Source organism: Shinella sp. BE166, from assembly GCF_051201095.1.
Classification (GTDB): Bacteria; Pseudomonadota; Alphaproteobacteria; order Rhizobiales; family Rhizobiaceae; genus Shinella; species Shinella lacus.
Window position 1 is genome coordinate 101462 of sequence record NZ_JBPEHL010000013.1, and the last position, 22597, is coordinate 124058.

General features: G+C 64.0%; 24 protein-coding genes and 1 tRNA gene. 16 read left to right on the plus strand and 9 right to left on the minus strand.

Translation table 11 applies throughout. The annotated features are described in order from the left end of the window. Positions 1–39 precede the first annotated feature (39 nt). From J2Y63_RS26085 to J2Y63_RS26105, 5 genes are all read left to right on the plus strand, one after another. Positions 40–1614, plus strand: coding sequence for an ABC transporter ATP-binding protein (locus J2Y63_RS26085; protein ID WP_435268462.1), 1575 nt, complete (start codon positions 40–42; stop codon positions 1612–1614). Beyond that, entirely contained in the window at positions 1604–2698 is a 1095-nt protein-coding gene (locus tag J2Y63_RS26090) for an ABC transporter permease (RefSeq protein WP_256115893.1), read from the plus strand. Before J2Y63_RS26085 ends, J2Y63_RS26090 begins: the two co-directional genes overlap by 11 nt. Further along, entirely contained in the window at positions 2698–3618 is a 921-nt protein-coding gene (locus J2Y63_RS26095; protein WP_435268463.1) for an ABC transporter permease, read from the plus strand. Before J2Y63_RS26090 ends, J2Y63_RS26095 begins: the two co-directional genes overlap by 1 nt. Before the next feature lie 41 nt (positions 3619–3659). Further along, complete coding sequence (locus J2Y63_RS26100) at positions 3660–4730, plus strand: BMP family ABC transporter substrate-binding protein (protein ID WP_435268464.1); 1071 nt, start codon at positions 3660–3662, stop codon at positions 4728–4730. A 200-nt stretch (positions 4731–4930) separates the two neighbouring features. Beyond that, positions 4931–5638, plus strand: coding sequence for a FadR/GntR family transcriptional regulator (locus tag J2Y63_RS26105; RefSeq protein WP_435268503.1), 708 nt, complete (start codon positions 4931–4933; stop codon positions 5636–5638). On the opposite strand, the gene ybaL is transcribed toward J2Y63_RS26105, so the two are convergent. From ybaL to J2Y63_RS26130, 5 genes are all read right to left on the minus strand, one after another. Then, complete coding sequence (ybaL, locus tag J2Y63_RS26110) at positions 5639–7426, minus strand: YbaL family putative K(+) efflux transporter (RefSeq protein WP_435268465.1); 1788 nt, start codon at positions 7424–7426, stop codon at positions 5639–5641. It abuts the gene before it with no gap. Positions 7427–7521: 95 nt separating this feature from the next. Then, positions 7522–7869 (minus strand): hypothetical protein, encoded by a 348-nt coding sequence (locus J2Y63_RS26115; protein WP_435268466.1) that lies wholly within the window; start codon positions 7867–7869, stop codon positions 7522–7524. A gap of 26 nt (positions 7870–7895) precedes the next feature. Next, positions 7896–8159, minus strand: coding sequence for a hypothetical protein (locus J2Y63_RS26120; protein ID WP_256115898.1), 264 nt, complete (start codon positions 8157–8159; stop codon positions 7896–7898). Positions 8160–8245: 86 nt separating this feature from the next. Further along, positions 8246–8770: a DUF992 domain-containing protein gene (locus tag J2Y63_RS26125; protein ID WP_256115900.1), complete on the minus strand. Its 525-nt coding sequence runs from the start codon at positions 8768–8770 to the stop codon at positions 8246–8248. A gap of 200 nt (positions 8771–8970) precedes the next feature. Next, positions 8971–9183, minus strand: a complete 213-nt coding sequence (locus J2Y63_RS26130; protein WP_435268467.1) for a hypothetical protein — start codon at positions 9181–9183, stop codon at positions 8971–8973. Positions 9184–9553: 370 nt separating this feature from the next. Here J2Y63_RS26130 and J2Y63_RS26135 point away from each other — a divergent pair. The 9 genes from J2Y63_RS26135 to J2Y63_RS26175 all read left to right on the plus strand — a co-directional run bounded on the left by J2Y63_RS26135 (position 9554) and on the right by J2Y63_RS26175 (position 17505). Beyond that, positions 9554–9643, plus strand: a tRNA-Ser gene (locus J2Y63_RS26135). Positions 9644–9749: 106 nt separating this feature from the next. Further along, positions 9750–9965 (plus strand): hypothetical protein, encoded by a 216-nt coding sequence (locus J2Y63_RS26140; protein ID WP_256115904.1) that lies wholly within the window; start codon positions 9750–9752, stop codon positions 9963–9965. 267 nt (positions 9966–10232) lie between these two features. Continuing rightward, complete coding sequence (locus J2Y63_RS26145; RefSeq protein WP_435268504.1) at positions 10233–11204, plus strand: septal ring lytic transglycosylase RlpA family protein; 972 nt, start codon at positions 10233–10235, stop codon at positions 11202–11204. Between the two features lie 71 nt (positions 11205–11275). Beyond that, on the plus strand, positions 11276–12439 hold the full coding sequence (locus tag J2Y63_RS26150) for a D-alanyl-D-alanine carboxypeptidase family protein (protein ID WP_435268468.1): 1164 nt from the start codon (positions 11276–11278) through the stop codon (positions 12437–12439). A 109-nt stretch (positions 12440–12548) separates the two neighbouring features. Further along, positions 12549–13232 (plus strand): dTMP kinase, encoded by a 684-nt coding sequence (gene tmk / locus J2Y63_RS26155; protein ID WP_435268469.1) that lies wholly within the window; start codon positions 12549–12551, stop codon positions 13230–13232. Next, positions 13229–14260 (plus strand): DNA polymerase III subunit delta', encoded by a 1032-nt coding sequence (locus J2Y63_RS26160; protein WP_435268470.1) that lies wholly within the window; start codon positions 13229–13231, stop codon positions 14258–14260. The genes tmk and J2Y63_RS26160 overlap by 4 nt, the downstream gene beginning before the upstream one ends. A gap of 77 nt (positions 14261–14337) precedes the next feature. Further along, positions 14338–15888 (plus strand): methionine--tRNA ligase, encoded by a 1551-nt coding sequence (gene metG / locus J2Y63_RS26165; protein WP_435268471.1) that lies wholly within the window; start codon positions 14338–14340, stop codon positions 15886–15888. Between the two features lie 7 nt (positions 15889–15895). Continuing rightward, the gene (locus tag J2Y63_RS26170; protein WP_435268472.1) at positions 15896–16675 is read left to right on the plus strand and encodes a TatD family hydrolase; all 780 of its coding nucleotides are present in this window, start codon (positions 15896–15898) and stop codon (positions 16673–16675) included. Between the two features lie 2 nt (positions 16676–16677). Further along, positions 16678–17505 carry an MBL fold metallo-hydrolase gene (locus J2Y63_RS26175; protein WP_435268473.1) on the plus strand — a complete coding sequence of 276 codons (828 nt, stop codon included), beginning with the start codon at positions 16678–16680 and terminating at the stop codon, positions 17503–17505. Here the strand turns inward: J2Y63_RS26175 and J2Y63_RS26180 are convergent. Next, positions 17493–18437, minus strand: a complete 945-nt coding sequence (locus J2Y63_RS26180) for a phosphoribosylaminoimidazolesuccinocarboxamide synthase (protein ID WP_435268505.1) — start codon at positions 18435–18437, stop codon at positions 17493–17495. The two genes, J2Y63_RS26175 and J2Y63_RS26180, sit on opposite strands and share 13 nt — an antisense overlap. Positions 18438–18731: 294 nt before the next feature. Between J2Y63_RS26180 and J2Y63_RS26185 the strand changes: the two genes are divergently transcribed. Together J2Y63_RS26185 and J2Y63_RS26190 are read left to right on the plus strand one after the other, a co-directional pair. Then, a complete protein-coding gene (locus J2Y63_RS26185) occupies positions 18732–19277 on the plus strand; it encodes a GNAT family N-acetyltransferase (protein ID WP_435268506.1) in 546 nt (181 codons plus the stop codon). 186 nt (positions 19278–19463) lie between these two features. Next, complete coding sequence (locus J2Y63_RS26190; RefSeq protein ID WP_435268474.1) at positions 19464–19886, plus strand: DUF4864 domain-containing protein; 423 nt, start codon at positions 19464–19466, stop codon at positions 19884–19886. A gap of 10 nt (positions 19887–19896) precedes the next feature. On the opposite strand, the gene tgt is transcribed toward J2Y63_RS26190, so the two are convergent. Genes tgt through J2Y63_RS26205 form a run of 3 tightly spaced genes read right to left on the minus strand, consistent with a single transcriptional unit; the run spans position 19897 to position 22543 of the window. Further along, complete coding sequence (tgt, locus tag J2Y63_RS26195; RefSeq protein WP_435268475.1) at positions 19897–21027, minus strand: tRNA guanosine(34) transglycosylase Tgt; 1131 nt, start codon at positions 21025–21027, stop codon at positions 19897–19899. Then, complete coding sequence (gene queA / locus J2Y63_RS26200; protein WP_435268476.1) at positions 21024–22085, minus strand: tRNA preQ1(34) S-adenosylmethionine ribosyltransferase-isomerase QueA; 1062 nt, start codon at positions 22083–22085, stop codon at positions 21024–21026. The genes tgt and queA overlap by 4 nt, the downstream gene beginning before the upstream one ends. Before the next feature lie 8 nt (positions 22086–22093). Continuing rightward, entirely contained in the window at positions 22094–22543 is a 450-nt protein-coding gene (locus tag J2Y63_RS26205) for a DMT family transporter (RefSeq protein ID WP_256115915.1), read from the minus strand. Between the last annotated feature and the right edge of the window lie 54 nt (positions 22544–22597).

Consider the following 22597-nt stretch of genomic DNA (forward strand, 5'->3'; position numbering starts at 1 on the left):
TGGGCGGCAAGGGCTGAGACCGCAGGAAAGAGGGGCAGAGTGTCAGCCGTTGGAGCGTCCGAGGGCAGCCCGTTGCTGGCTGTCCGCAGCCTGACGAAACTTTTTGGTTCGTTTGCCGCATGCAACGGCATCGATCTCGATATCCGGCCCGGCGAAATCCACGCCCTGCTGGGCGAGAACGGCGCCGGAAAATCCACCCTCGTGAAAATGCTCTTCGGCGTGCTTTCGCCGACCAGCGGGCAGATCCTGTGGAAGGGCGAGCCCGTGCGCATCCCGAGCCCAAGTGCAGCGCGCCGCCTCGGCATCGGCATGGTTTTCCAGCATTTTTCGCTTTTCGAGGCGCTGACGGTCGCGGAAAACATCGCCCTGTCGCTGAGCCCCGGCATTTCGCTCTCCAAGGTCGCGGAAGAGGCCTCGCGCCTGTCGCACCTTTACGGCCTGCCGCTCGATCCGAAGGCGCATGTCGCCGACCTTTCGGTGGGCGAACGCCAGCGCATCGAGATCGTGCGCGCGCTGTTGCAGAACCCGGAACTCATCATCCTCGACGAGCCGACCTCGGTGCTGACGCCGCAGGAGGCCGACCGGCTTTTCGAGACGCTCGCCAAGCTGAAGGCGGAAGGCCGCTCGGTGCTTTATATCAGCCACCGGCTGGAAGAGGTGCAGCGCATCTGCGACCGCGCAACGGTGCTGCGCCACGGCAAGGTCACCGGCGCCTGCGATCCGCGCCAGGAAACGCCCGCATCACTTGCCCGCATGATGGTCGGCAGCGACGTCGCCTCGGTAACGGCCGCCGGCACCAACACCAAAGGCGAGGTGCTGCTCGAAGCCAATCATCTGAGCGTCCCGGCGCGCACGCCCTTTGCCGTGACGCTGAAGAATGTCTGTCTCAAGGTGCGCGGCGGCGAGGTTCTCGCGATCGCGGGCGTTGCCGGCAATGGCCAGGGTGAGCTTTTCGATGCGCTCTCCGGCGAATATCCGGTGGCAGAAGCGTCCGCCGTCGCCATTCGCGGCAAGGCGGCCGGCAATCTCGGCATCACGGCGCGGCGGTTGATGGGCGCGGGTTTCGTGCCGGAGGAGCGGCATGGCCACGCCGCGGTGCCGGCCCTGCCGCTGTCGGACAATCTCGTGCTGGCGCGCAACCAGTCGGATCGGAAAACCTTCCTTGCCGGCGGCGTGCTCGGCATTATCAAGCACGCCGCCGTGCGCATTGCCTCCAAGCGTATTTCGGAGACGATGGACGTGCGCAAGAGCGGCGATGACCCGGCAGCCGGTTCGCTTTCCGGCGGCAATCTGCAAAAATACATCGTCGGGCGGGAGCTCGATCGCCAGCCGGCCGTGTTGATCGTCAACCAGCCGACCTGGGGCGTCGATGCGGGGGCGGCGAGCCGCATCCGCCAGGCGCTGGTGGATCTCGCGAAATCGGGCTCGGCGGTGCTGGTGATCAGCCAGGATCTCGACGAAATCTTCGAGGTGGCGACGGAAATCGCCGTCGTCAGCGAAGGGCGGCTCTCCGATGTTTACCCGGCTCACGACCTGACGCGCGAAAAGATCGGTCTGCTGATGGGCGGCATGTACGGCAAGACGGAAGGCAGCGAGGTGGCCCATGCGCATTGAACTTGAAAAGCGCGCGAATCCCTCGACGCTCTTCTCCATCCTGTCGCCGTTTCTCGCGCTGGCGCTGACGGTGGTGGCCGGCGGCATCATGTTCGCGCTCATAGGCAAGAGCCCGGTCGCAGCGCTCTACTCCTTCTTCATCGAGCCGTTGCTCGACATCTGGTCGCTGCACGAGATCGCCATCAAGGCGGCACCCCTGATCCTGATCGGCGCCGGGCTCTCGGTGTGCTACCGCTCGAACAACTGGAACATCGGCGCCGAGGGGCAGTTCATCGCCGGCGCCATTGCGGGCGCCATCGTGCCGGTCGTCTTCCACGACTGGCATTCGTCGCTCGTCCTGCCGCTGATGCTGATCTTCGGCATGATCGGCGGCGCGCTCTATGCCGCCATTCCCGCCTTCCTCAAGGCGCATATGAACACCAACGAGATCCTGACGAGCCTGATGCTGGTGTATATCGCCCAGCTCTTCCTCGACTGGCTGGTGCGCGGGCCGTGGCGCAGCCCCGATGCCTATAATTTCCCGGTGACGCGGGATTTCGTGCCGGAGGCGATCCTTCCCGAACTCATCTCGTCGGGCCGCGCCAATCTCGGCTTCGCCTTCGCCATCATTGCCGCCGTCGGACTGTGGATCATGATGCGCTACACGCTGAAAGGCTTCGAGATCACCGTGCTCGGCCAGTCGGAGCGGGCAGGGCGCTTCGCCGGCTTCTCTTCCAAGCGCATGATCTGGTTCTCGATGCTGCTTTCCGGCGCGCTCGCCGGGCTTGCCGGTATTTCGGAGGTCAGCGGCACGATCGGCAAGCTCCAGCCGATCATTTCGCCCGGCTACGGCTTCACCGCCATCATCGTCGCCTTTCTCGGCCGCCTCAATCCGCTCGGCATCATCGCCGCCGGCCTGTTCCTGGCGCTGACCTATGTGGGGGGCGAGGCGGTGCAGTTGACGCTCAGCGTCTCCGACAAGGTCACGCGCGTCTTCCAGGGGCTGCTGCTGTTCTTCGTGCTCTCCTGCGATACGCTCATCCAGTACAAGATCCGGCTGGTCTTCTCGCGGTTCGGCCAGACCACGGAAGGGAGCGCGCACTGATGGGTATCATCGAAGCGATCCTCTTGACCGTCATCACCGCCGCAACACCGCTGGTGCTGGCTTCCCTCGGCGAACTCGTCACGGAACGGTCGGGCGTGCTCAATCTCGGCGTCGAGGGCATGATGGTGATGGGCGCCGTGCTGGCCTTTGCCGCCACGCAGGCGACGGGTTCGCCCTATATCGGCATTCTCGCCGGCATTGCCTGCGGCGCGCTGTTTTCGCTGCTCTTCGGCTTCCTGACGCTGACGCTCGTCGCCAACCAGGTGGCGACTGGCCTCGCGCTCACCATTCTCGGCCTCGGCGTTTCCGGCCAGATCGGCGAGCCTTATGTCGGCATGTCGGGCATCAAGCTGCAACCGATCGTCATCCCGCTGCTCGCCGACATTCCGTTCCTGGGGCCCCTGCTCTTCAAGCAGGACCTGATCTTCTACCTGTCGATCGGGCTGGTCATCGGCGTCAACTGGTTCCTGTTCAAGAGCCGCGCCGGCCTGAAACTGCGCGCCATCGGCGACAGCCATGGCTCGGCCCATGCACTCGGCATCCATGTCATCCGCACGCGTTATCTCGCCGTGATGTTCGGCGGCGCCTGTGCCGGGCTTGCCGGTGCGCAGCTCTCGCTCGTCTATACGCCGCAATGGGTGGAAAACATGTCGGCGGGGCGCGGCTGGATCGCGCTGGCGCTCGTCGTCTTCGCCTCGTGGCGGCCTTGGCGGCTGCTGGCGGGCGGCTATCTCTTCGGCGCGGTTTCGATCAGCCAGCTGCACGCGCAGGCGTTCGGCATCGGTATTCCCTCGCAGTTCCTGTCGGCGCTTCCCTATGCCGCCACGGTGATCGTGCTCGTCCTGATATCGCACAATCGGCGCACCACGCTGATCAACACGCCCGCCTCGCTCGGCAAGCCCTTCGTGCCTGATCGATAGGAAAACAAGAAAAACAACCACTTCTAACCACAGAGGATAAAATGAAGAAAATCATTCTCGCTCTCGCCACCTCAGCCGCCGTCCTCGGCTTTGCCGCAGCCGCCAACGCCCAGGACGCCACAAAGATCTGCTTCATCTATGTCGGCTCTAAGACCGACGGCGGCTGGACGCAGGCGCATGACATCGGCCGCCAGGCCCTCCAGGCCGAATTCGGCGACAAGATCGAAACGCCGTTCCTGGAAAACGTGCCGGAAGGCCCGGATGCCGAGCGCGCCATCGAGCGCATGGCCCGTTCCGGCTGCGCGCTGGTCTTCACCACCTCGTTCGGCTTCATGGACGCGACGGTCAAGGTTGCGGAAAAATTCCCGGACGTGAAGTTCGAGCATGCGACCGGCTTCAAATCCGGCCCGAACGTCGCGACCTACAATTCGCGCTTCTATGAAGGCCGCTACATCCAGGGCCTGATCGCGGCAAAGATGTCCCAGAAGGGCGTCGCCGGCTACATCGCCTCCTTCCCGATTCCGGAAGTGGTGATGGGCATCAATTCCTTCGTGCACGGCGCGCAGTCGATTAACCCGGACTTCAAGGTCAAGGTCATCTGGGCCAACACCTGGTTCGACCCCGGCAAGGAAGCCGATGCCGCCAAGGCGCTGATCGACCAGGGCGTCGACATCCTGACCCAGCACACCGACACGACCGCGCCGATGCAGGTTGCTGCCGAACGCGGCATCAAGGCCTTCGGCCAGGCATCCGACATGATCAAGGCCGGCCCGGAAACGCAGCTGACCGCCATCGTCGACACCTGGGGCGCCTACTACATCAAGCGCACCAAGGCCGTTCTCGACGGCACCTGGAAGTCGGAGCAGGTCTGGGACGGCCTGAAGGACGGCATCCTCACCATGGCGCCCTACACCAACATGCCGGACGACGTGAAGAAGCTCGCGGAAGAGGCGGAAGCTAAGATCCGCTCCGGCGAACTGCACCCCTTCACCGGCCCGATCAAGAAGCAGGACGGCTCGGATTGGCTTGCTGACGGCGCCGTCTCCGACGACGGCACGCTGCTCGGCATGAATTTCTACATCGCCGGCGTCGACGACCAGCTGCCGAAGTAAGCTTCCCGACCCACGACGATACAGGGGCGCCTCGCAAGAGGCGCCTTTTTTCATTGTGAAAGCGGGATGACGCGAACGGACTTTGCGGAATCGGCGACGCACTTTATACCTGCCAGACTGCTCCGGAACAAAATGGGTGTTTTGGGGCGCAGGAGGGGACATATTTGCGCAGGGGTTTGCTTGAGACCGTGATCAGCGGGATGAACACGCGCACCAGCCACGCGCAGGTCGTCAACGAGCTCGGAAGAGCCATCATCGCCGGCGAGTATCCGGTCGGCGCGACCTTGCCGGGCGACGCCGATCTCGCCGCCCGCTTCAAGGTCTCCCGCACGGTCCTGCGCGAGGCGATGAAGACGCTTGCCGCCAAGGGCCTCGTCGTGCCGCGCGCGCGCATCGGCACGCGGGTGACGCCGAACACCCAGTGGAACCTCTTCGACAGCGATATCCTCACCTGGTACTTCGCCGTCGGCGTCAACGAGGATTTTCTGCTGCATCTGTCCGAAGTGCGCCTGGCTTTCGAACCGCATGCGGCAGCCCTTGCGGCACGCCATGCCTCCGAGGCCGATATCAGCCAGATGATGCGCCTTGCCGTCGCCATGGGCGATCCGGAGCACACGGCGGAAACGCTTGCCATAGCGGACCTGAAATTCCACCTCTCGGTGCTCGAAGCGTCGCGCAATCCTTTCCTGCGCACGCTCGGCAGCCTCATCGAGGCCGGGCTCGTCGGTGCCTTCAAGCTCTCTTCGCCCGCCGCCGACCGCGGCAAGATCGGCGATGTCTCGACCAGCCATATCCGCATCGTCGAGGAGATCGACAAGCGGGACGAGGACGGCGCCCGCCGCGCCATGGAGAACGTCATCCGGGTCGGCCGCGAGCGCGTCGTCCAGGCGTTGCGTCACGAAAACTAGTCAGGTCGGGGAGGGTGCGGGGAGATCCAGCTCGCCCTGCGCGCTGCCGCCATCGGTCGCCCGCCGCGCCTTTTCCGCGTCCAAGGCAATCAACTGCTCGGACATGGCGGCGGCAAGCTCGTCTTTCGCAATAATGACGTGATTGGCGCCGAACTGCCGCAGATGATCCGCCTCCGCCTGGGAGGCTGCGCGTGCCACGATGGCGAGTGCGCCATTCGCCGAGCGCGCCTGCTCGATCAGCGTGCCGGCCGCGAAGGCGTCCGGAATGGCGGCTACGAACCAGCGCGCGCCCGCGATGTTCGCCTGCGCCAGCACGCCGCGATTGCCGGCCGGCTCGCCGATCGCCTCGATGCCCTGTTCGCGCAGCGCTTCGGCAACGCCCGCCCGCTCCTCGATGACGATAAGGGGAATGCCGGCCCCGCGCAGCCGCTCGACGATGCGCCTGCCGACGCCGCCATAGCCCACCACCACCGCGTGGTCGCTGAGCGTCGTCGGCTCCGGCTCGTCTTCGTCCTGTTCCTCCGGCTGTGCGGCCGCATCCTCGCCGCCCTCCGTCTCCTCAGCGGCATCCAGTTTAGCGCCGTAATGGTCGACCGCCATAAAGAGCAGCGGGTTGACGAGGATCGAGAACAGCGCGCCCGCGACGACAAGGTCCTGCGCCACGGCCGGCAGCAGGTCCAGGCCGACGCCAAGCACCACCAGAATGAAGGAGAATTCGCCGATCTGCGCCAGGCTTGCGGCAATGGTGAGCGCGATCGTGCGCGGATAGCCGAAGGCCTTGACGATGAGGTAGGCAGCCGCCGACTTGATGAAGACGATGGTGATGAAGGTCGCGAGGATCGCCAGCGGCCGCTCGACGAGGTTGACCGGATCGAACAGCATGCCGACGGAGACGAAGAACAGCACCGCGAAGGCATCGCGCAGCGGCAGGGTTTCGCGCGCGGCCTGCTGGCTGAGCTGCGATTCCGCCAGCACCATGCCGGCAAAGAAGGCGCCGAGCGCAAAGGACACGCCGAAGAGCTTTGCCGAGCCATAGGCGACGCCGAGCGCAATGGCCAGAACCGAAAGCCGGAACAGCTCACGCGAGCCGGTATGCGCCACGTAATGCAGGATCATCGGAATGACCTTGCGGCCGACGACGAGCATCAGCGCGATGAAGGCCGAGACCTTCAGCGCCGTGACCCCGACCGCCGTCCAGACCGCGCCGATGCCCAGTGCCCGCGTCAGGTCAGGATCGACATCGGCGGTCTGCGCCGTGCCGCCCAGCACGCCGGCAAGCGGCGGCAGGAGCACGAGTGTCAACACCATGACGAGGTCCTCGACGATCAGCCAGCCGACCGCGATGCGCCCCTTTTCCGTCTCCACCATGCGGCGCTCCTGCAGCGCGCGCAGCAGCACGACGGTACTAGCGACGGAGAGCGACAGGCCGAAGACGAAACCGCTGCCCGCCGACCACCCCATCGCAAGCGCCAGCAATAGGCCGAAGAAGGTCGCGACGACGATCTGGCCGAGCGCGCCCGGAATGGCGATCGCCCGCACCGAGAGAAGATCCTTCAGCGAAAAATGCAGGCCCACACCGAACATCAGCAGGATCACGCCGATTTCCGCCAGTTCGTTTGCCAGTTTCTGATCGGCGACGAAGCCCGGCGTGAAGGGGCCGATGACCACGCCTGCCAAAAGGTAGCCGGCTATCGGCGGCAGGCGAAAACGATGGGCGACCAGCCCCGCGAGGAAGGCGAGGCAGATACCGGCAACCAGCGTGGCGATCAGCGGTGTCGCATGGGGCAAGCGCGTCTATCCTGATTCCGTGGGAATTCAAGAGGATAGGGTAGGGCGGCCCGCCGCCCCGCGCAAGACGCGAATCGGAAAGAACGCGCCGCGCTTCAGTCGTCGTTGCTGGCGTTCAGCTCTTCCGGCCGCATGCCCTCATCCGCCGCTTTGGTTGCGAGCTGGGCCGCCCCCATCGCCTGGTAGAGGTTGAACAGCGATTCGCTGGCGCGCGCCGCAAGGCGGAACCATTCCGTATTGCCGGCAATGGCGGGGTGGTGGAGCAGCTGGTCATCGACGAGATCGAGCACGATGGAGGTGGTGTGCACCGCCTCATGGAAGCCGAAGGAGCCGGAGGTGTAGTGCGCCAGCAGTTCCGTCGACGTCATGGCGCGCTCTTCGGCCAGAATGTCGAGCTGCTTCAGCCGTTCGTCTTCCAGTTCGATGTCGGTGCTTTCCAGCATGGTCCGTCTCCGTTGCCGTCGTCGCGTCAGAAATACTCGATTCGCACATAGCGGTGGATGAGAAGTAACGAACGATCCGGCTGGATGCGATAGGTTTCGACGACCGGGCGACCATATTGGTCATTGAACGTGTGTTCGAACGTGCTGCCGATCGGTGCCTTGGTCAGTTTCGTGCGCGGCTGGCCGTTATAGGTGATGCTGCCGCGAATGGGCTCGACGCCGCCGGAATAACCCGCAGTGCAGGCGGCAAGCGAAAGGGCGGCGAGACAGGCGAGGGCTATCCGGACCATGATGATCTCCTTCTGCCTCGAAATCTAGCAGATCGCCGCCGCGCATCCAGATGGAAAAAGGCGGCCGAAGCCGCCCGTTTCGCGTGTCAGCCCTGCGGCGTGAGCGTCACCGACGTGCCGGTGGCGGCAAGGTTCAAGCCGATCTGACCGCTGACGCTGATCGTCTGCAGGTGGATCGAGCCGGACGTGCCCCCGACGAGCAGGTTGGTGCCGACGCCGAAGCCGAGCGTGGCTTCCGCCGTGGCGCCCTGATAGAGGCCGCCGAGCGAACCCTGGTGGTAGCCGGCCGTCGGCGCGAAGACCGCCCACACGATGCGGCCCTGCGTGGTGAAACCGAGATCCACGCCCATCTTGCGGATGACGCCGGAATAGGTGTCATGCTCGCCGCGGGTCGACGAGAAGACGCAATCGACGGACTTCGCCGAGCCGAGCACGTAACCGACGCCGCCGCCGACATCGCAGGTCAGCATGCCGATCTTGACGCCGTCGCGATCGCCGCGGTCGACGGAGACCGGTGCTTCCTCGCGGATAACCATGTCCGCCGCGCCAGCCGTGGTTGCGAGAGCCTGCGCAAGGCTCAGCGCGAGGACTGTTCCAAGCTTCTTGTTCATCTGTGCACTCCTTCTAACTGGCACGATAATGGCGAATCCGGTGCTTTGGTTCCGGTCGCAGCCGCATCTCATGGTGAAGATCGTGGCGGAGTGTGGGCAAGTAACTTTTTGCTAACAAATAGTGCGCACGCATGTGGCCGGCGCCCGCCGGCTGAGGCTTTTCAACAACATATCGGGCAGGGAGCGCGCATTCGGCGCGCTCACACGTCGTTGATCGTCGGCAGATGGGTGATCACTTCGTCCCGGCGCTTCTCATCGAGCGGCGCGATATGCGCGTTCCAATAGGCCTCGGCCGCGCGCGTCTCGTGTTTCCACTGCCGCGTGCTGACATGGTTGTCGTCGATCTTCGCGAGCCGGCGGCCGCCGAGGCGGAGATAGTCTGCGGCGAGTTTTGCGGTGGATGTCTGTTCCATGGCCAGGCTCCTCTGGTGACGGATCAAAACAGTTCTCGCCGCCCGATTGTTCCGGCAATAAAAAAGGCCGGGGCGAAACCGCACCGACCTTCCTCATCATCACCTGTTCACCCGTGCCAGTACATCCGTGGTCAAAAGCATCAGGTGATGCGGCCATCGCGAGCGGCAGAAGCTTTCCAGCGCTCATCAGCAAGGCCGATGACGGTGATATAGGGGGCCATTGTGTTCAAATCAAGGGCCGTCATCCCACATTGACGAGACAGGCAAAACTGCTAAAAAGCCGCATCGCCTGAAGGGGCGGCAAACCGGCCTGAAACCCGGTGTTGCGGCTTTTCCAAAAACCGGGAAAAGAGCACCCTTCATCGATAGGGGAAGAGTGTCCGAGTGGTTTAAGGAACCGGTCTTGAAAACCGGCGTAGGCGAGAGTCTACCGTGGGTTCGAATCCCACCTCTTCCGCCATCCCCCTGCTACTTTTCCCGACTTGTTGCTGACGCATTGTCATCCTAGAATTCCCGTGCAGCCAAAAGCGATTTGTCGGCTGGATGCGAGATAAGGGGAGGCAGCGATGGACGTGCTTCGAGACCCCACGCATATCGGCATGTTTGAACCGCAGGATCTCGATATCCTGAAAGGTGTTTTCACCCGGTTGACGGCAGCCAAGAGCCCCGGGCTCGACGAGGCGCGGGAGCGATCTCTGGCGCGCTCGATCATCACGCTGTACCGACACGGCGTGCGCGATCCAGAACAGCTCTTCGACGTGCTGCATATCCAGACATCCTGAAGGTTTGAACCGCGCCGATGTGGCCAAAACTCGCTGACAGTAAAGCGGGCGTTTTAACCATATGGAAACCATAATTCATCGAAGCTGGCCGCGGGCTTCCTATCCATTCGCAATTTTGCCATGTTATTGGCATGATTAACGTACTGTTATTTACTGAGTGGCATTGACGGCCGGCTTGCAGGGGCAAGGCAGGTTGGCTGGCGCACCGTCGGGGACAATAGCGGCGTGGGACATAAAAACTTCGAGAAGAACGTGACCCGGTTTGGCATGGGCCTGCGGTTGCTGGCTATTCCGCTGGTCTGCGCGGGCCTTGCGGCCTGTGCCACGACGACACCGGCGCCCACCAAGAAGAAGGTGCGCGGCAAGGAATATTTCTCCGAATCCGAATATGGCGTGAAGGCGAGCCCGCGCGTCGTCGAGGACGGGCAGGCCGTGCCGAAGGGCGGCGGCCGCTACCAGCTCGGCAAGGCCTATCAGGTCCGGGGCAAGTGGTACAAGCCGCGCGAAGAGCCCGGTTACAACAAGACCGGCCTCGCATCCTGGTACGGCTCCGCCTTCCACGGTCGCCGGACGGCGAATGGCGAGGTCTACGACCGCTACCATCTTTCCGCCGCGCACCCGACATTCCCGCTGCCGAGTTATGCCCGCGTCACGAACATGGAGAACGGCACGTCGGTCGTCGTTCGTGTCAACGATCGCGGTCCGTTCCATGAAGGCCGGGTGATCGACGTTTCCTCGAAGACTGCCGACCTGCTCGACATGAAGCGCACCGGCACGGCCAAGGTGCGCGTGCAATATGTCGGCAAGGCGCCGCTCGAGGGCAACGACATGCCCTATCTGATGGCTTCTTACGTCACCAAGGGCTCGCGCGTGCCGGCGGTCGATCCGGGCGGCCAGATCGCGACGGGCGTCATGGTGGCCTCCGCCGACGACAGCGCGCTGCCGGGCGTGGGTGAGGGCACGCTTACCGTTCCCGAACAGAGCACGATGACGGCGCTCGCCAAGACGACGCCGACGACGGATGCCTTCCAGGCGATGGAACAGTTCGTCATGCTGCCGGAAATCGGGCCGCTGCCGATGGAACGGCCGAATTTCGTGCCCGACCTTTCGACCGAGCCGAGCTATGCCGCCGCCTATGCGGACGAGCGCGTGCGCGACGCCGCCGGCGCCTTCGACGCCCTCCTGACGATCGACGGAAAACTCACGCCGCTCTCCGCACTCGCCGACAACGCGGGCTGATCGCCCGCGTCCCCGAAGCCGTTTGCGCAATGCAGGCGGCTGTGGGAGTGTGACGACATCCCGGAGTCGCCATGCATCGCCGCCTTTTCGCCGCCGTCGTTTTTTCCCTGTTTTTCATCAGCGTTGCGCACGCCCAGTCCGCGGCGCCGCAAGCCGGCTTCGACGTCAAGGCGAAGCAGGTCTATCTTATAGAGGCGCAAACCGGCACGGTGCTGTTCGCCCGCGCCGAGGACGATGCCGTTCCGGCCGCCTCGCTCGCCAAGCTGATGACCATGGCAACGGTGTTCAAGGCGCTTGCCGAGGGCGGCATCACGCTTGAGACGCAATATCCGGTGACCGAATATGCCTGGCGCACCGGCGGCGCGCCGTCGCGCACCTCCACCATGTTTGCCTCGCTGAAATCGAATGTGCGCGTGGAGGATCTGATCCGCGGCGTCACGGTGCAGTTCGCCAACGATGCCTGCATCATCCTGGGCGAGGGCATTGCCGGCTCGGAGAGCGCGTTCGCCGAACGCATGACGGAGGAGGCGCGGGCGCTCGGGCTGGTGAAATCGAACTTCGCCAATTCCACCGGCCTACCGAACCCGGAAAACCGGGTGACGATGCGCGAGATGGTGCTGCTCGCGCGCCACCTGCAGACGACCTACCCGCAGCACATGCGCTACTATCTCGAACCGGAATTCGAGTGGAACAAGATCAAGCAGCGCAACCGCAATCCGCTGCTGGCGCTGAATATCGGCGTGACGGGCTTCGTCACCGGCTTTTCGGAGGAGGGCGGATATTCGATCGTCGCGGCGGTGAACCGGGATGGCAAGCACCTGCTGCTCGCCATGGGCGGCCTGGAAAACGAAAAGACGCGCATCGAGGAATCCCGCCGCATCATCGAATGGGCGCTCTCTTCCTTTGAACGGCGCACGCTGTTCAAGGAGGGCGAGGCCATTGCGGATGCGAGCGTCTATGGCGGCGATGCCTCGACGGTGCCGCTGGTCGCCGGCGAGCAGGTGGACGTGTTTCTGCCGAAGGACAATTCGCAGCGCCTCGTCGCGCGCGTCGTCTATAGCTGGCCGGTGCGCGCGCCCGTCACGCCGGGGCAGGCGGTCGGCACGCTGAAAATCTGGAACGACAAGCAGCTTTTGCGCGAGGTGCCGGTGAAGACGGCGGGCACGGTGGGCGAGGGCACGCTGCGGGCGCGCGCGCTCGATGCGCTGATCGAACTCTTCTTCTTCTGGATTTGAAAGGGCGAAGCGGGGCGAAAAGCGTTTCGCCGGCCGGAAACATGGGTTAGTAGTGATCCCGAGTCATTCCGGCCTTTGCCGGATATTGCCAGGGAAATGGAAGTAGGATTTGTCTGCCGCACCGGGTTTGTTTGTCACGTTCGAAGGCGGCGAGGGCGCCGGAAAGTCGACGCAGATCCGGCTTCTGGCGGCAGCCTTGCGTGAACGCGGCCTCACCGTGCTGATGACGCGCGAGCCCGGCGGCTCCAAAGGGGCGGAGGCCGTGCGCCATGTTCTGCTTTCCGGGGCCGCGGAACCCTACGGCATTCGCATGGAGGCCGTGCTCTTTGCCGCCGCGCGCAGCGATCATGTCGAGCAGGTCATCCGCCCGGCGCTTGCGGCAGGCACGGTCGTGCTGTGCGACCGCTTCATGGATTCCTCCCGCGTCTACCAGGGCATCACCGGCAATCTGGAGCAACCCTTCATCGAGGCGCTGGAGCGCGTGGCCATCAACGGCGTCGTGCCGGATTGCACGATCATCTTCGACCTGCCGGCCGCCATCGGCCTGGAACGCGCCCGCAAGCGCAGCACCGGGGCGGGCGAGAGTGCCGAGCCCGATCGCTTTGAGAAGGAAGAGCTGGAGACGCATGAAAAACGCCGCGAGGCCTTCCTCGACATCGCCGAGCGCGAGCCGCTGCGCTGCCGCGTGGTGGATGCGACCGAAACGCAGGAGGTGATCGCGGCGCAGGTGCTTTCCATCGTCGAGACCCTGCTGCCGATCACGGCCGAGGGTCGGCCGGAGCATGTCTCGTGAGCGACGAGCGGCCGGGCATTCTCGACGGCGCGGTCCATCCCGCCGAGCAGACGACGCTTTTCGGCCACGCCGAGGCCGAAGCCTTCCTGGCGCGCTCCTACCGCTCCGGCAAGGGGCACCACGCCATCCTGATCGAGGGACCGCAGGGTATCGGCAAGGCGACGCTCGCCTTCCGCTTCGCAAACCACGTTCTGCACCATCCCGAGCCCGCCGAGGCGCCGGAGACCATGGCAGACCCATCGCCCGCAGCCCCCATCACCCGTCAGCTAGCGGCCGGCGCTTCGCACAACCTGCTGCATCTCTCCCGCCCGGTAGACGAGAAAACCGGCAAGATAAAATCGGCCATCACGGTGGACGAGGTGCGCAAGGCCGGCAAATTCCTGGCGCAGACCTCGGGCACCGGCAACTGGCGCATCATCGTCATCGATCCGGCGGACGACCTGAACCGCAACGCTGCGAACGCGATCCTGAAAATCCTGGAAGAGCCGCCCAAACGCTCGCTGTTCCTCGTGCTGACCCACGCGCCCGGAAAACTGCTGCCGACGATCCGCTCGCGCTGCCTGCCGTTGACGCTCTCGCCGCTTTCGGAAAACGACCTTGCCGCCGCGCTGGAAAGCCTCGGCGCAGCACCTTCGGGTCCGCGGGCAGGGGATGTGCTCTCCGCCGCCCGGGGCAGTGTTTCCGAAGCATTGAAGCTGGTGAACTACGGCGGCTTCGACATCGTCGAGGCTTTTCGCACCATCGTCGCAGCCCCGGCGGAGCCGCCGCGCCGCGACGTGCACAAGCTTGCCGACGTGCTTTCGGCGAAGGACAGCGACACGGTCTTCTCCTTCTTCTGCCAGCACGCCACCGATTTCGTGACCGACGCCGCCCGCGCTGCCGCCCTTACCGGCGACATTTCCCGCGCCGACCGCCTCGCCCAGCTCACCTCGCTGCTCAACGAGCGCATCACCCTCGCGCAGGCCTATAATCTCGATCGAAAACAGACGATCATCAGCGTGCTCGACGACATCCGCGCCTCGCTTTAAGTCAACTTGCTGTTTCCCTCTCCGCCCGCATGGTCTAATACCTTGCGGCATTGCACAACCGAAGACAGAACGCACCCATGACCGACACGTCCCGTTTCTACATCACGACCGCCATTTCCTATCCGAACGGCAAGCCGCATATCGGCCATGCCTACGAGCTGATCGCGACGGATGCCATGGCGCGTTACCAGCGGCTCGACGGACGCGACGTGTTCTTTCTGACGGGAACGGACGAACACGGCCAGAAGATGCAGCAGACGGCACGCAAGGAGGGCATTTCCCCGCGGGAGCTTGCCGATCGGAATTCGAAAGAATTCAAAGATATGGCCGTTCTTCTTAATGCGTCGAACGATGATTTCATCCGCACGACCGAAGAGCGCCATTACGAGGCCTGCGCCGAGATCTGGCGCCGCATGGCCGCCAATGGCGACATCTACAAGGACAGCTATGCCGGCTGGTATTCCGTGCGCGACGAGGCCTATTACCAGGAAAACGAGACGGAAAAGCGCGACGACGGCGTGCGTTACGGACCCCAGGGCACGCCTGTCGAATGGGTGGAGGAGGAGAGCTATTTCTTCCGTCTTTCCGCTTACCAGGACAAGCTCCTCAAGCACTATGAGGACAACCCGGACTTCATCGGCCCGGCCGAGCGCCGCAACGAGGTGATCTCCTTCGTGAAGTCCGGCCTCAAGGACCTCTCCATGTCGCGCACGACCTTCGACTGGGGCATTCCGGTGCCGGGCGATCCGGCGCATGTCATGTATGTCTGGGTCGACGCGCTGACCAACTACATTACCGCGACCGGCTACCTGACCGACCCGGAAGGCCCGCTGGCAAAATACTGGCCGGCGAACATCCACATCATCGGCAAGGACATCATCCGCTTCCACGCCGTCTATTGGCCGGCCTTCCTGATGTCGGCCGGCGTGCCGCTGCCCGAACGCGTCTTCGCGCATGGCTTCCTGCTCAACAAGGGCGAGAAGATGTCGAAGTCGCTCGGCAACGTGGTCGATCCGGTCAACCTGGTGAACCATTTCGGCCTCGACCCGATCCGCTACTTCTTCCTGCGCGAAGTCTCTTTCGGCCAGGACGGCAGCTATAGCGAGGAGGGCATCGCGACCCGCATCAATTCCGACCTTGCCAACGGCATCGGCAATCTTGCCAGCCGCTCGCTGTCGATGATCGTGAAGAACTGCGACGGCAAGGTGCCGGAGTGTGGCGAACTCACCGACGCCGATCGTGCGATGCTCGCGTCCGTCGATGCGCTCTATGCGCTGACCCGCGAGGAAATGGGCCGGCAGCAGATCCACAAGGCGCTGGCCGCGATCATCGCCGTCGTCTCGGAGGCCGACCGCTATTTCGCCGGCGAGGCGCCCTGGGCGCTGAAGAAGACCGATCCGGTCCGCATGGGCACCGTGCTGTATGTGACGGCGGAAGTCGTGCGCCAGATCGCGATCCTGCTGCAGCCGTTCATGCCGAAATCCAGCCGCAAGATGCTCGATCTCGTCGCTTCCCCCGTCGAAAAGCGCCATTTCGCGGCGCTCGGCGAGGCCGGCCGTCTTGTCAGCGGCACGCCGCTGGAAGCGCCGACGCCGGTCTTCCCGCGCTACGTGGCGCCCGAGGCCTGACGCGGCGATGCTGATCGACACCCATTGCCATCTGGATTTTCCGGATTTCGAAGCGGAGCGCGACTACATCGTCGCGCGGGCGCACGCGGCCAGCGTGAAGCAGATGATCACGATTTCGACGCGGGTGCGGAAATTCCCGACGATCCTGGCGATCGCCGAAAGATACCCGTCGGTCTTCTGCTCGGTCGGCACGCATCCGCACAATGCGGACGAGGAGCTGGACGTCTCCGTGGCGGAGCTTGTCGAGCTCTCGAAGCATCCGCGTGTCGTGGCGATCGGCGAGGCGGGTCTCGACTATTTCTACGACAACGCGCCGCGCGACGCGCAGGCGACCGGCCTCGTCAACCACATCGCCGCCGCACGCGAGACCGGCCTGCCGCTCGTCATCCACAGCCGCTCGGCGGATGAGGACATGGCGGCGATCCTGACGGCGGAAACGGGGAAGGGCGCCTTCCCCTTCCTGCTGCATTGTTTCTCTTCCGGCCCGGACCTTGCGCGCATCGGCGTCGAACTCGGCGGCTATGTTTCGTTTTCCGGCATCCTGACCTTCCCGAAATCGGAAGAGCTGCGCGAGGTCGCCAAGACCGTGCCGCTGGAGCGCATGCTGGTGGAAACCGACGCGCCCTACCTCGCGCCAAAACCGTTCCGCGGAAAGCGCAACGAGCCGGCTTACGTGGCGCACACTGCCGCCGTGCTCGCCGAGACCATCGGCGTCAGCGCGGAAGAGATCGCCCGCATCACGACCGAAAACGCCTTCCGCGTCTTCTCGAAGATGCCACGGGTGTAGCGGTGGTCTACCGGCGGCGCTTCACCATTCTCGGCTGCGGCTCGTCGCCCGGCGTGCCGCGCATCACCGGCGACTGGGGCGCCTGCGATCCCGCCAACCCGAAGAACCGCCGCACCCGCGCGGCCTTCCTCGTCGAGCAGTTCGGGCCGCTCGGCTGCACCACCGTCGTCATCGATACGGGGCCGGACTTCCGCACGCAGATGATCGCCGCGGGCGTGGAAAACATCGACGCGGTGCTCTACACGCACGCCCATGCCGACCATATCCACGGCATCGACGATATCCGCGGTTTCGTGCTGCTCAATCGCAAGCAGGTGCCGATCTGGGCGGATGCCATCACGATGGAGCGTATCCGCGAGGGTTTCGGCTATTGCCTGAAGACGCCGGCGGGCAGCATGTATCCGCCGATCGTGACGGAGAACCTGATCGAGCCGATGGACTCGCCGGTGACGATAACGGGAGCAGGGGGCTCGATTGTGTTCCAGCCCCTGCTCCAGGTGCACGGCTCGATCCATTCGCTGGGGTTTCGCATCGGTGACATCGCCTATTGCAGCGATATCAGCGACTTTCCGGACGAGACGGTCCCACGGCTGCAAGGCCTCGACGTGCTGATCGTCGATGCGCTGCAATATCGCTTCCATTCGAGCCATCTGTCGCTCAGCCAGGCGCTGGAATGGATCGAACGCCTGAAGCCGGCGCGCGCCATCCTGACCCATATGCATGTGCCGCTCGATTACGACAACGTGCAAAAGGAAACGCCGGCCCATGTGGAACCGGCGTTTGATGGCTTGAGTTTCGAGGTCGAACTCGCCGACGATCAGGCGAAGTAAGGTGCCAGATTGTTGCGGATACGGTCCAGCACCGTCTTTCCGGAAAGATCCGGCACAAAAGTCTTTCCGGTAATCTGTTCAAAGGCCTGGATGTAGACCTTCGAGGTCTGCTCGACCAGGTCGCGCGGGATTTCCGGAATCGGGTCCTTGTAGGGATCGCAGCGCTCGGTGACCCAGGCGCGCACGAAATCCTTGTCGAAGCTCGCCGGGCGGCCGCCCTTGGCAAAACTCTCTTCGTAGCTCTCGGCGATCCAGTAGCGGCTCGAATCCGGCGTGTGGATCTCGTCGGCCAGCACGATGCGGCCGTCCTTGTCCGTGCCGAACTCGTATTTGGTGTCGACGAGGATGAGGCCGCGCTCGGCCGCGCGCGCCTGGCCGCGCGCAAAGAGCGACAGTGCATATCGCGACACCGTTTCCCATTGCTCCGTTGTCAGCAGGCCCTGGGCAAGGATTTCCTCGCCGGAAAGCGGTTCGTCATGCCCGCCGTCAAAGGCCTTGCTGGTGGGCGTGATGATCGGCTCGGGCAGTTTCTCGTTGTCGCGAAGACCGTCCGGCAGCGTGATGCCGTACATCTGGCGTTCGCCCTTGCGGTATTTCGTCAGGATCGAGGTGCTGGTCGTACCGGCGAGATAACCGCGCACGACGACCTCGACCGGCAGGATATCGAGCCGGGTGCCGATGACGACGTTTGGGTCTGGATAGGCCAGCACATGGTTCGGGCAGATGTCGGCGGTTTCCTCGAACCAGTAGCGCGCCGTCTGCGTCAGCACCTGGCCCTTGAAGGGAATGGCCGTCAGGATGACGTCGAAGGCGCTGAGCCGATCCGTCGCGATAATGATGCGGCTGCCATCGGCCAGGTCATAATTCTCGCGGACCTTGCCGTTGTAGCGGTTCGGCAGTTCCGGGATATGGGCGTCGGAGAGAATGCGCAACTCGCTCATCGGTGCAGGCTTTCGCTGTTGGTTCCGTCTGCCGTTTCGCTTAAAGCTGCGAGAGGTGCCGGGTCAAGGCGGAAACGGGTTTCCAGCGTCTTTGGGCGTTTCGGCACACCATTTAGTTCCATAATCTATCTTATCCGATTTATGGATAGGGTCTTCTGGCAGCCCACCATGCCCGCTCCCAGACCACAATCCCACGTTTCAGATGTCGACTATCCCACGCGCTCGAGAGTAGATTGCCTCCAGATTCGGCGCGCCGCCCTTCAACTTTTTCACCGCGATATCCAGATGCCCGACATTCCTCTGCTCGAAACCAATCGCCTCGTCTTGCGCGGCTTTCAAATTGACGACCTCGACGCGACGGCGGCGATGTGGGCCATGCCTGAGGTCGTGCGCTACATAGGCGGAACGCCCTTGTCTCGCGAGCAATCCTGGGCCCGCATGCTCCGCCATATCGGCATGTGGAGCGTCATGGGTTTCGGGTTCTGGGCGATCACGGACAAGGTCTCCGGCCAGCTTATCGGAGAAGCCGGGTTCCATGAGATGCGCAGAGCCCTCACGCCCAGCATCGAGAACACCATGGAAGCCGGCTGGGGACTGATCCCCGATGTCCAGGGCCGCGGCTATGCCAGCGAAGCCCTCGATGCGATGTGGTCCTGGGCGAAGACGAACAAGGCCGGCGTTCCCGTCACCTGCATCATCGACGCGCAGAATGCGGCCTCCATACGCCTAGCCGACCGGCACGGGTTCCGGGCGTTTGCCCGGTCGACATATCAGGGGTCCGAAATCGTGGTCTTCCACAAGGACCGGATTGCTTCATCGGAAAGCGCTTAAAAGCTGCCCTGCCCGCGCCATCACGAATTAGTGATATTATATATTTACTTTAAGTAATTACTATATTATTTTGTTTTAAAAAGAAAAATTCTATAAAATTTCTGCGAAAAGCAGCCGTACGTATCTCATGCGGCTCTTTGCAAGTTCCCGTGCTACTCTAGCTTTCGCCGAAAAGGAGTGTGCGCCATGAAATTGCCTGCCGCCGTGTTCCTTTGCGTTTCCCTCTGTCTCCTTCCGCTGGAAGCCGTGCGGGCCGATGAGCCTGTCGATACGGCGCAAACCGTCATCCAGAGCCAGATCACCGCCTTCTTGAATGACGATGCCAAGACGGCCTATTCCTTCGCCTCGCCGACCATCCGGGGAAAATTCCCGAGCGAAGACGTCTTCTTCGACATGGTGAAGAAGGGCTATGCCCCGGTCTATCGGCCGGGCAATTTCGCCTTCGGCCGCTCCAAGGTGACCGGCGACATGGTGGTGCAGGAGGTGCTGATCTCCGCGCCGGATGGCAAGGACTGGACGGCGCTCTACCAGGTCGTGAAGCAGCCGGACGGCAGCTACAAGATCAACGGCGTGCACATGGTGCGTTCGGCGCCGGGGCCGGAAATCTAAGCCTGAAGCATCAGAGCGGGGCGATGTCGCCCCTCGCCCAGCCTTCCTGCGTCTCCGCCATGAAGTCGGCGAAGCGGCCTTCCTCGATCGCCTTGCGGATGCCGGCCATCAGGTCCTGATAGTAGGCCAGGTTGTTCCAGGTCAGCAGCATGCCGCCGAGCGATTCATTGGCGCGCACGAGATGGTGCAGGTAGGCGCGCGAATAGTCGCGGGCGGCCGGGCAGTTCGATTCCTCGTCGAGCGGGCGCATGTCTTCGGCGTGGCGGGCGTTGCGCAGGTTGATGCGGCCGCGGCGGGTGAAGGCCAGGCCGTGGCGGCCGGAGCGGGTCGGCATCACGCAATCGAACATGTCGATGCCCCGGGCGACCGATTTCAGCATGTCGTCCGGCGTGCCGACGCCCATCAGGTAACGCGGTTTTTCGGTCGGCAGGTGCGGAACGGTCGTGTCGATCATGTCGAGCATGACCTCCTGCGGCTCGCCCACCGCGAGGCCGCCGATGGCGTAGCCCTTGAGGCCGAGGCCGGACAAGGCATCCGCCGAGCGCACGCGCAACTCGGGGATATCACCGCCCTGCACGATGCCGAACATCGCCTTGCCGGGCTGGTCACCGAAGGCCACCTTGCAGCGTTCGGCCCAGCGCAACGACATTTCCATGGCGCGCTCGATTTCCTTCGGCGACGCGGGCAGTGCCACGCATTCGTCGAGCTGCATCTGGATATCGCTGCCGAGCAGGCCCTGGATCTCGATCGATCGTTCTGGCGACATATGGTGCAGCGCGCCGTCGACATGGCTCTTGAAGGTGACGCCCTGCTCGTCGAGCTTGCGCAGGCCCGAGAGCGACATGACCTGGAAACCGCCGCTGTCGGTGAGGATCGGATATTGCCAGCGGATGAGCTCGTGCAGGCCGCCAAGCCGCGCGACGCGCTCGGCGCCCGGGCGCAGCATCAGGTGGTAGGTGTTGCCGAGGATGATGTCGGCGCCGAGGTCGCGCACCTGGTCGAGATACATCGCCTTAACGGTGCCGGCCGTGCCGACGGGCATGAAGGCCGGCGTGCGGATCGTGCCGCGCGGCATGGAGACCTCGCCGCGCCGCGCCTTGCCATCGGTGGCCAGCAGTCTGAACTCAAAGTTTTCGGTCATCGGTCGTTCCGGAAAAGCAGGCTGGAGTCGCCGTAGGAATAGAAGCGGTAGCCGGTCGTGATCGCATGCGCATAGGCGCCGCGCATCGTCTCCAGGCCGGAAAAGGCGGAGACGAGCATGAACAGCGTCGACTTCGGCAGGTGGAAGTTGGTCATCAGCATGTCGGCGGTGCGAAAACGGTAGCCGGGCGTGATGAAGATGCCCGTGGCGCCGGACCAGGGCTTGATCGTGCCATCCGCGTCCGCCGCACTTTCGAGGAGGCGCAGCGACGTCGTGCCGACGGAGACGATGCGCCCGTCCCTCTCCCTGACCGCGTTGAGCGCGTCGGCCGTCTCTTGCGAGACGTAGCCGATCTCCTCGTGCATGACGTGCTCGGTCGTATCGTCAGCCTTGACCGGCAGGAAGGTGCCGGCGCCGACATGCAGCGTCACGAAATGGCGCTCGACGCCGAGCGCGTCGAGCTTTTCGAAGAGCGCATCGGTGAAATGCAGGCCGGCAGTCGGAGCGGCGACGGCGCCCTCCTCGCGAGCGTAGATCGTCTGGTAATCGCGGCGGTCCGCTTCGTCGTCCTCGCGCTTGGACGCGATGTAGGGCGGCAGCGGAATATGGCCGACGGTGGCGATGGCGCGGTCGAGTTCCTGGCCGGAGGCCTCGAAATGCAGCGTGATATCGCCGCCCTCGCCCTTCGCCTCGACGATCGCTGCAAGACTGTCGCCGAATGTGATGCGGTCGCCCAGCTTGATGCGTTTTCCGGGCTTGGCAAAAGCCTTCCAGCGGTCGGCGGCGATGCGCATGTGCAGCGTCGCGGACACTTTCTGGCCGCCGGCACCTTCTCGGTGGCGGATGCCTTCGAGCTGGGCGGGAATGACGCGCGTGTCGTTGAAGACCAGCGCGTCGCCGGCCCTGAGCAGCGACGGCAGATCGCCGACGGTGCGGTCCTCGTAGGGAGGCTCGTTTGCCGGGCGCACGACGAGCAGCCGTGCGGCCTCGCGCGGGCTGACCGGGCGCAGCGCGATGTTGTCTTCCGGCAGATCGAAATCGAAGAGGTCGACGCGCATGGCAGGCCTCAGTACAAACGGATCATCAGCGCGCCGACGACCAAAAGCATGGCGCCGGCGATGCGGCCGACGGACAATTCCCGCACCGCCATGCCGAGAAAGCCGATGCGGTCGAGCAGGATGCCGGCGAGAAGCTGGCCGGAGACGGCAAAGGCCATGACGGCGGCCGCGCCGATGCGCGGCGTCAGGAAGATCGCGGTCGTGACATAGACCGTGCCGAGCGCGCCGCCGGCGACATAGAGCCAGAAGGCCGGACCGCGCCAGTCCGGCGCCCGGCCCTCGAAGGACGAGGTGGCCAGCACCACGATGGCGAGGATGAGCGCGCCGGACAGAAACGAGACGCAGGCCGCCGCAACCGGCATGCCCAGCCCGCGGCCGAGCAGCGCATTGATCGGAGCCTGGATAGCGATGCACGCGCCGGCCGCAATGCCGAGCAGCGCCCAGAGAAAAGCAGCCATGTCGAGTGTCTCTTGAAAAGCGCACAAAGAAAAACCGCGCCCGCCGGGGCGAGC

Coding starts and splice junctions, on each gene's coding strand:
- J2Y63_RS26090 (WP_256115893.1), top strand. CDS start 1,604: ATGCGCATTGAACTTGAAAAGCGCGCGAATCCCTCGACGCTCTTCTCC.
- J2Y63_RS26095 (WP_435268463.1), top strand. CDS start 2,698: ATGGGTATCATCGAAGCGATCCTCTTGACCGTCATCACCGCCGCAACA.
- J2Y63_RS26100 (WP_435268464.1), top strand. CDS start 3,660: ATGAAGAAAATCATTCTCGCTCTCGCCACCTCAGCCGCCGTCCTCGGC.
- J2Y63_RS26105 (WP_435268503.1), top strand. CDS start 4,931: ATGAACACGCGCACCAGCCACGCGCAGGTCGTCAACGAGCTCGGAAGA.
- J2Y63_RS26115 (WP_435268466.1), bottom strand. CDS start 7,869: ATGCTGGAAAGCACCGACATCGAACTGGAAGACGAACGGCTGAAGCAG.
- J2Y63_RS26120 (WP_256115898.1), bottom strand. CDS start 8,159: ATGGTCCGGATAGCCCTCGCCTGTCTCGCCGCCCTTTCGCTTGCCGCC.
- J2Y63_RS26125 (WP_256115900.1), bottom strand. CDS start 8,770: ATGAACAAGAAGCTTGGAACAGTCCTCGCGCTGAGCCTTGCGCAGGCT.
- J2Y63_RS26130 (WP_435268467.1), bottom strand. CDS start 9,183: ATGGAACAGACATCCACCGCAAAACTCGCCGCAGACTATCTCCGCCTC.
- J2Y63_RS26140 (WP_256115904.1), top strand. CDS start 9,750: ATGGACGTGCTTCGAGACCCCACGCATATCGGCATGTTTGAACCGCAG.
- J2Y63_RS26145 (WP_435268504.1), top strand. CDS start 10,233: ATGGGCCTGCGGTTGCTGGCTATTCCGCTGGTCTGCGCGGGCCTTGCG.
- J2Y63_RS26150 (WP_435268468.1), top strand. CDS start 11,276: ATGCATCGCCGCCTTTTCGCCGCCGTCGTTTTTTCCCTGTTTTTCATC.
- metG (WP_435268471.1), top strand. CDS start 14,338: ATGACCGACACGTCCCGTTTCTACATCACGACCGCCATTTCCTATCCG.
- J2Y63_RS26170 (WP_435268472.1), top strand. CDS start 15,896: ATGCTGATCGACACCCATTGCCATCTGGATTTTCCGGATTTCGAAGCG.
- J2Y63_RS26185 (WP_435268506.1), top strand. CDS start 18,732: ATGCCCGACATTCCTCTGCTCGAAACCAATCGCCTCGTCTTGCGCGGC.
- J2Y63_RS26190 (WP_435268474.1), top strand. CDS start 19,464: ATGAAATTGCCTGCCGCCGTGTTCCTTTGCGTTTCCCTCTGTCTCCTT.
- tgt (WP_435268475.1), bottom strand. CDS start 21,027: ATGACCGAAAACTTTGAGTTCAGACTGCTGGCCACCGATGGCAAGGCG.
- queA (WP_435268476.1), bottom strand. CDS start 22,085: ATGCGCGTCGACCTCTTCGATTTCGATCTGCCGGAAGACAACATCGCG.
- J2Y63_RS26205 (WP_256115915.1), bottom strand. CDS start 22,543: ATGGCTGCTTTTCTCTGGGCGCTGCTCGGCATTGCGGCCGGCGCGTGC.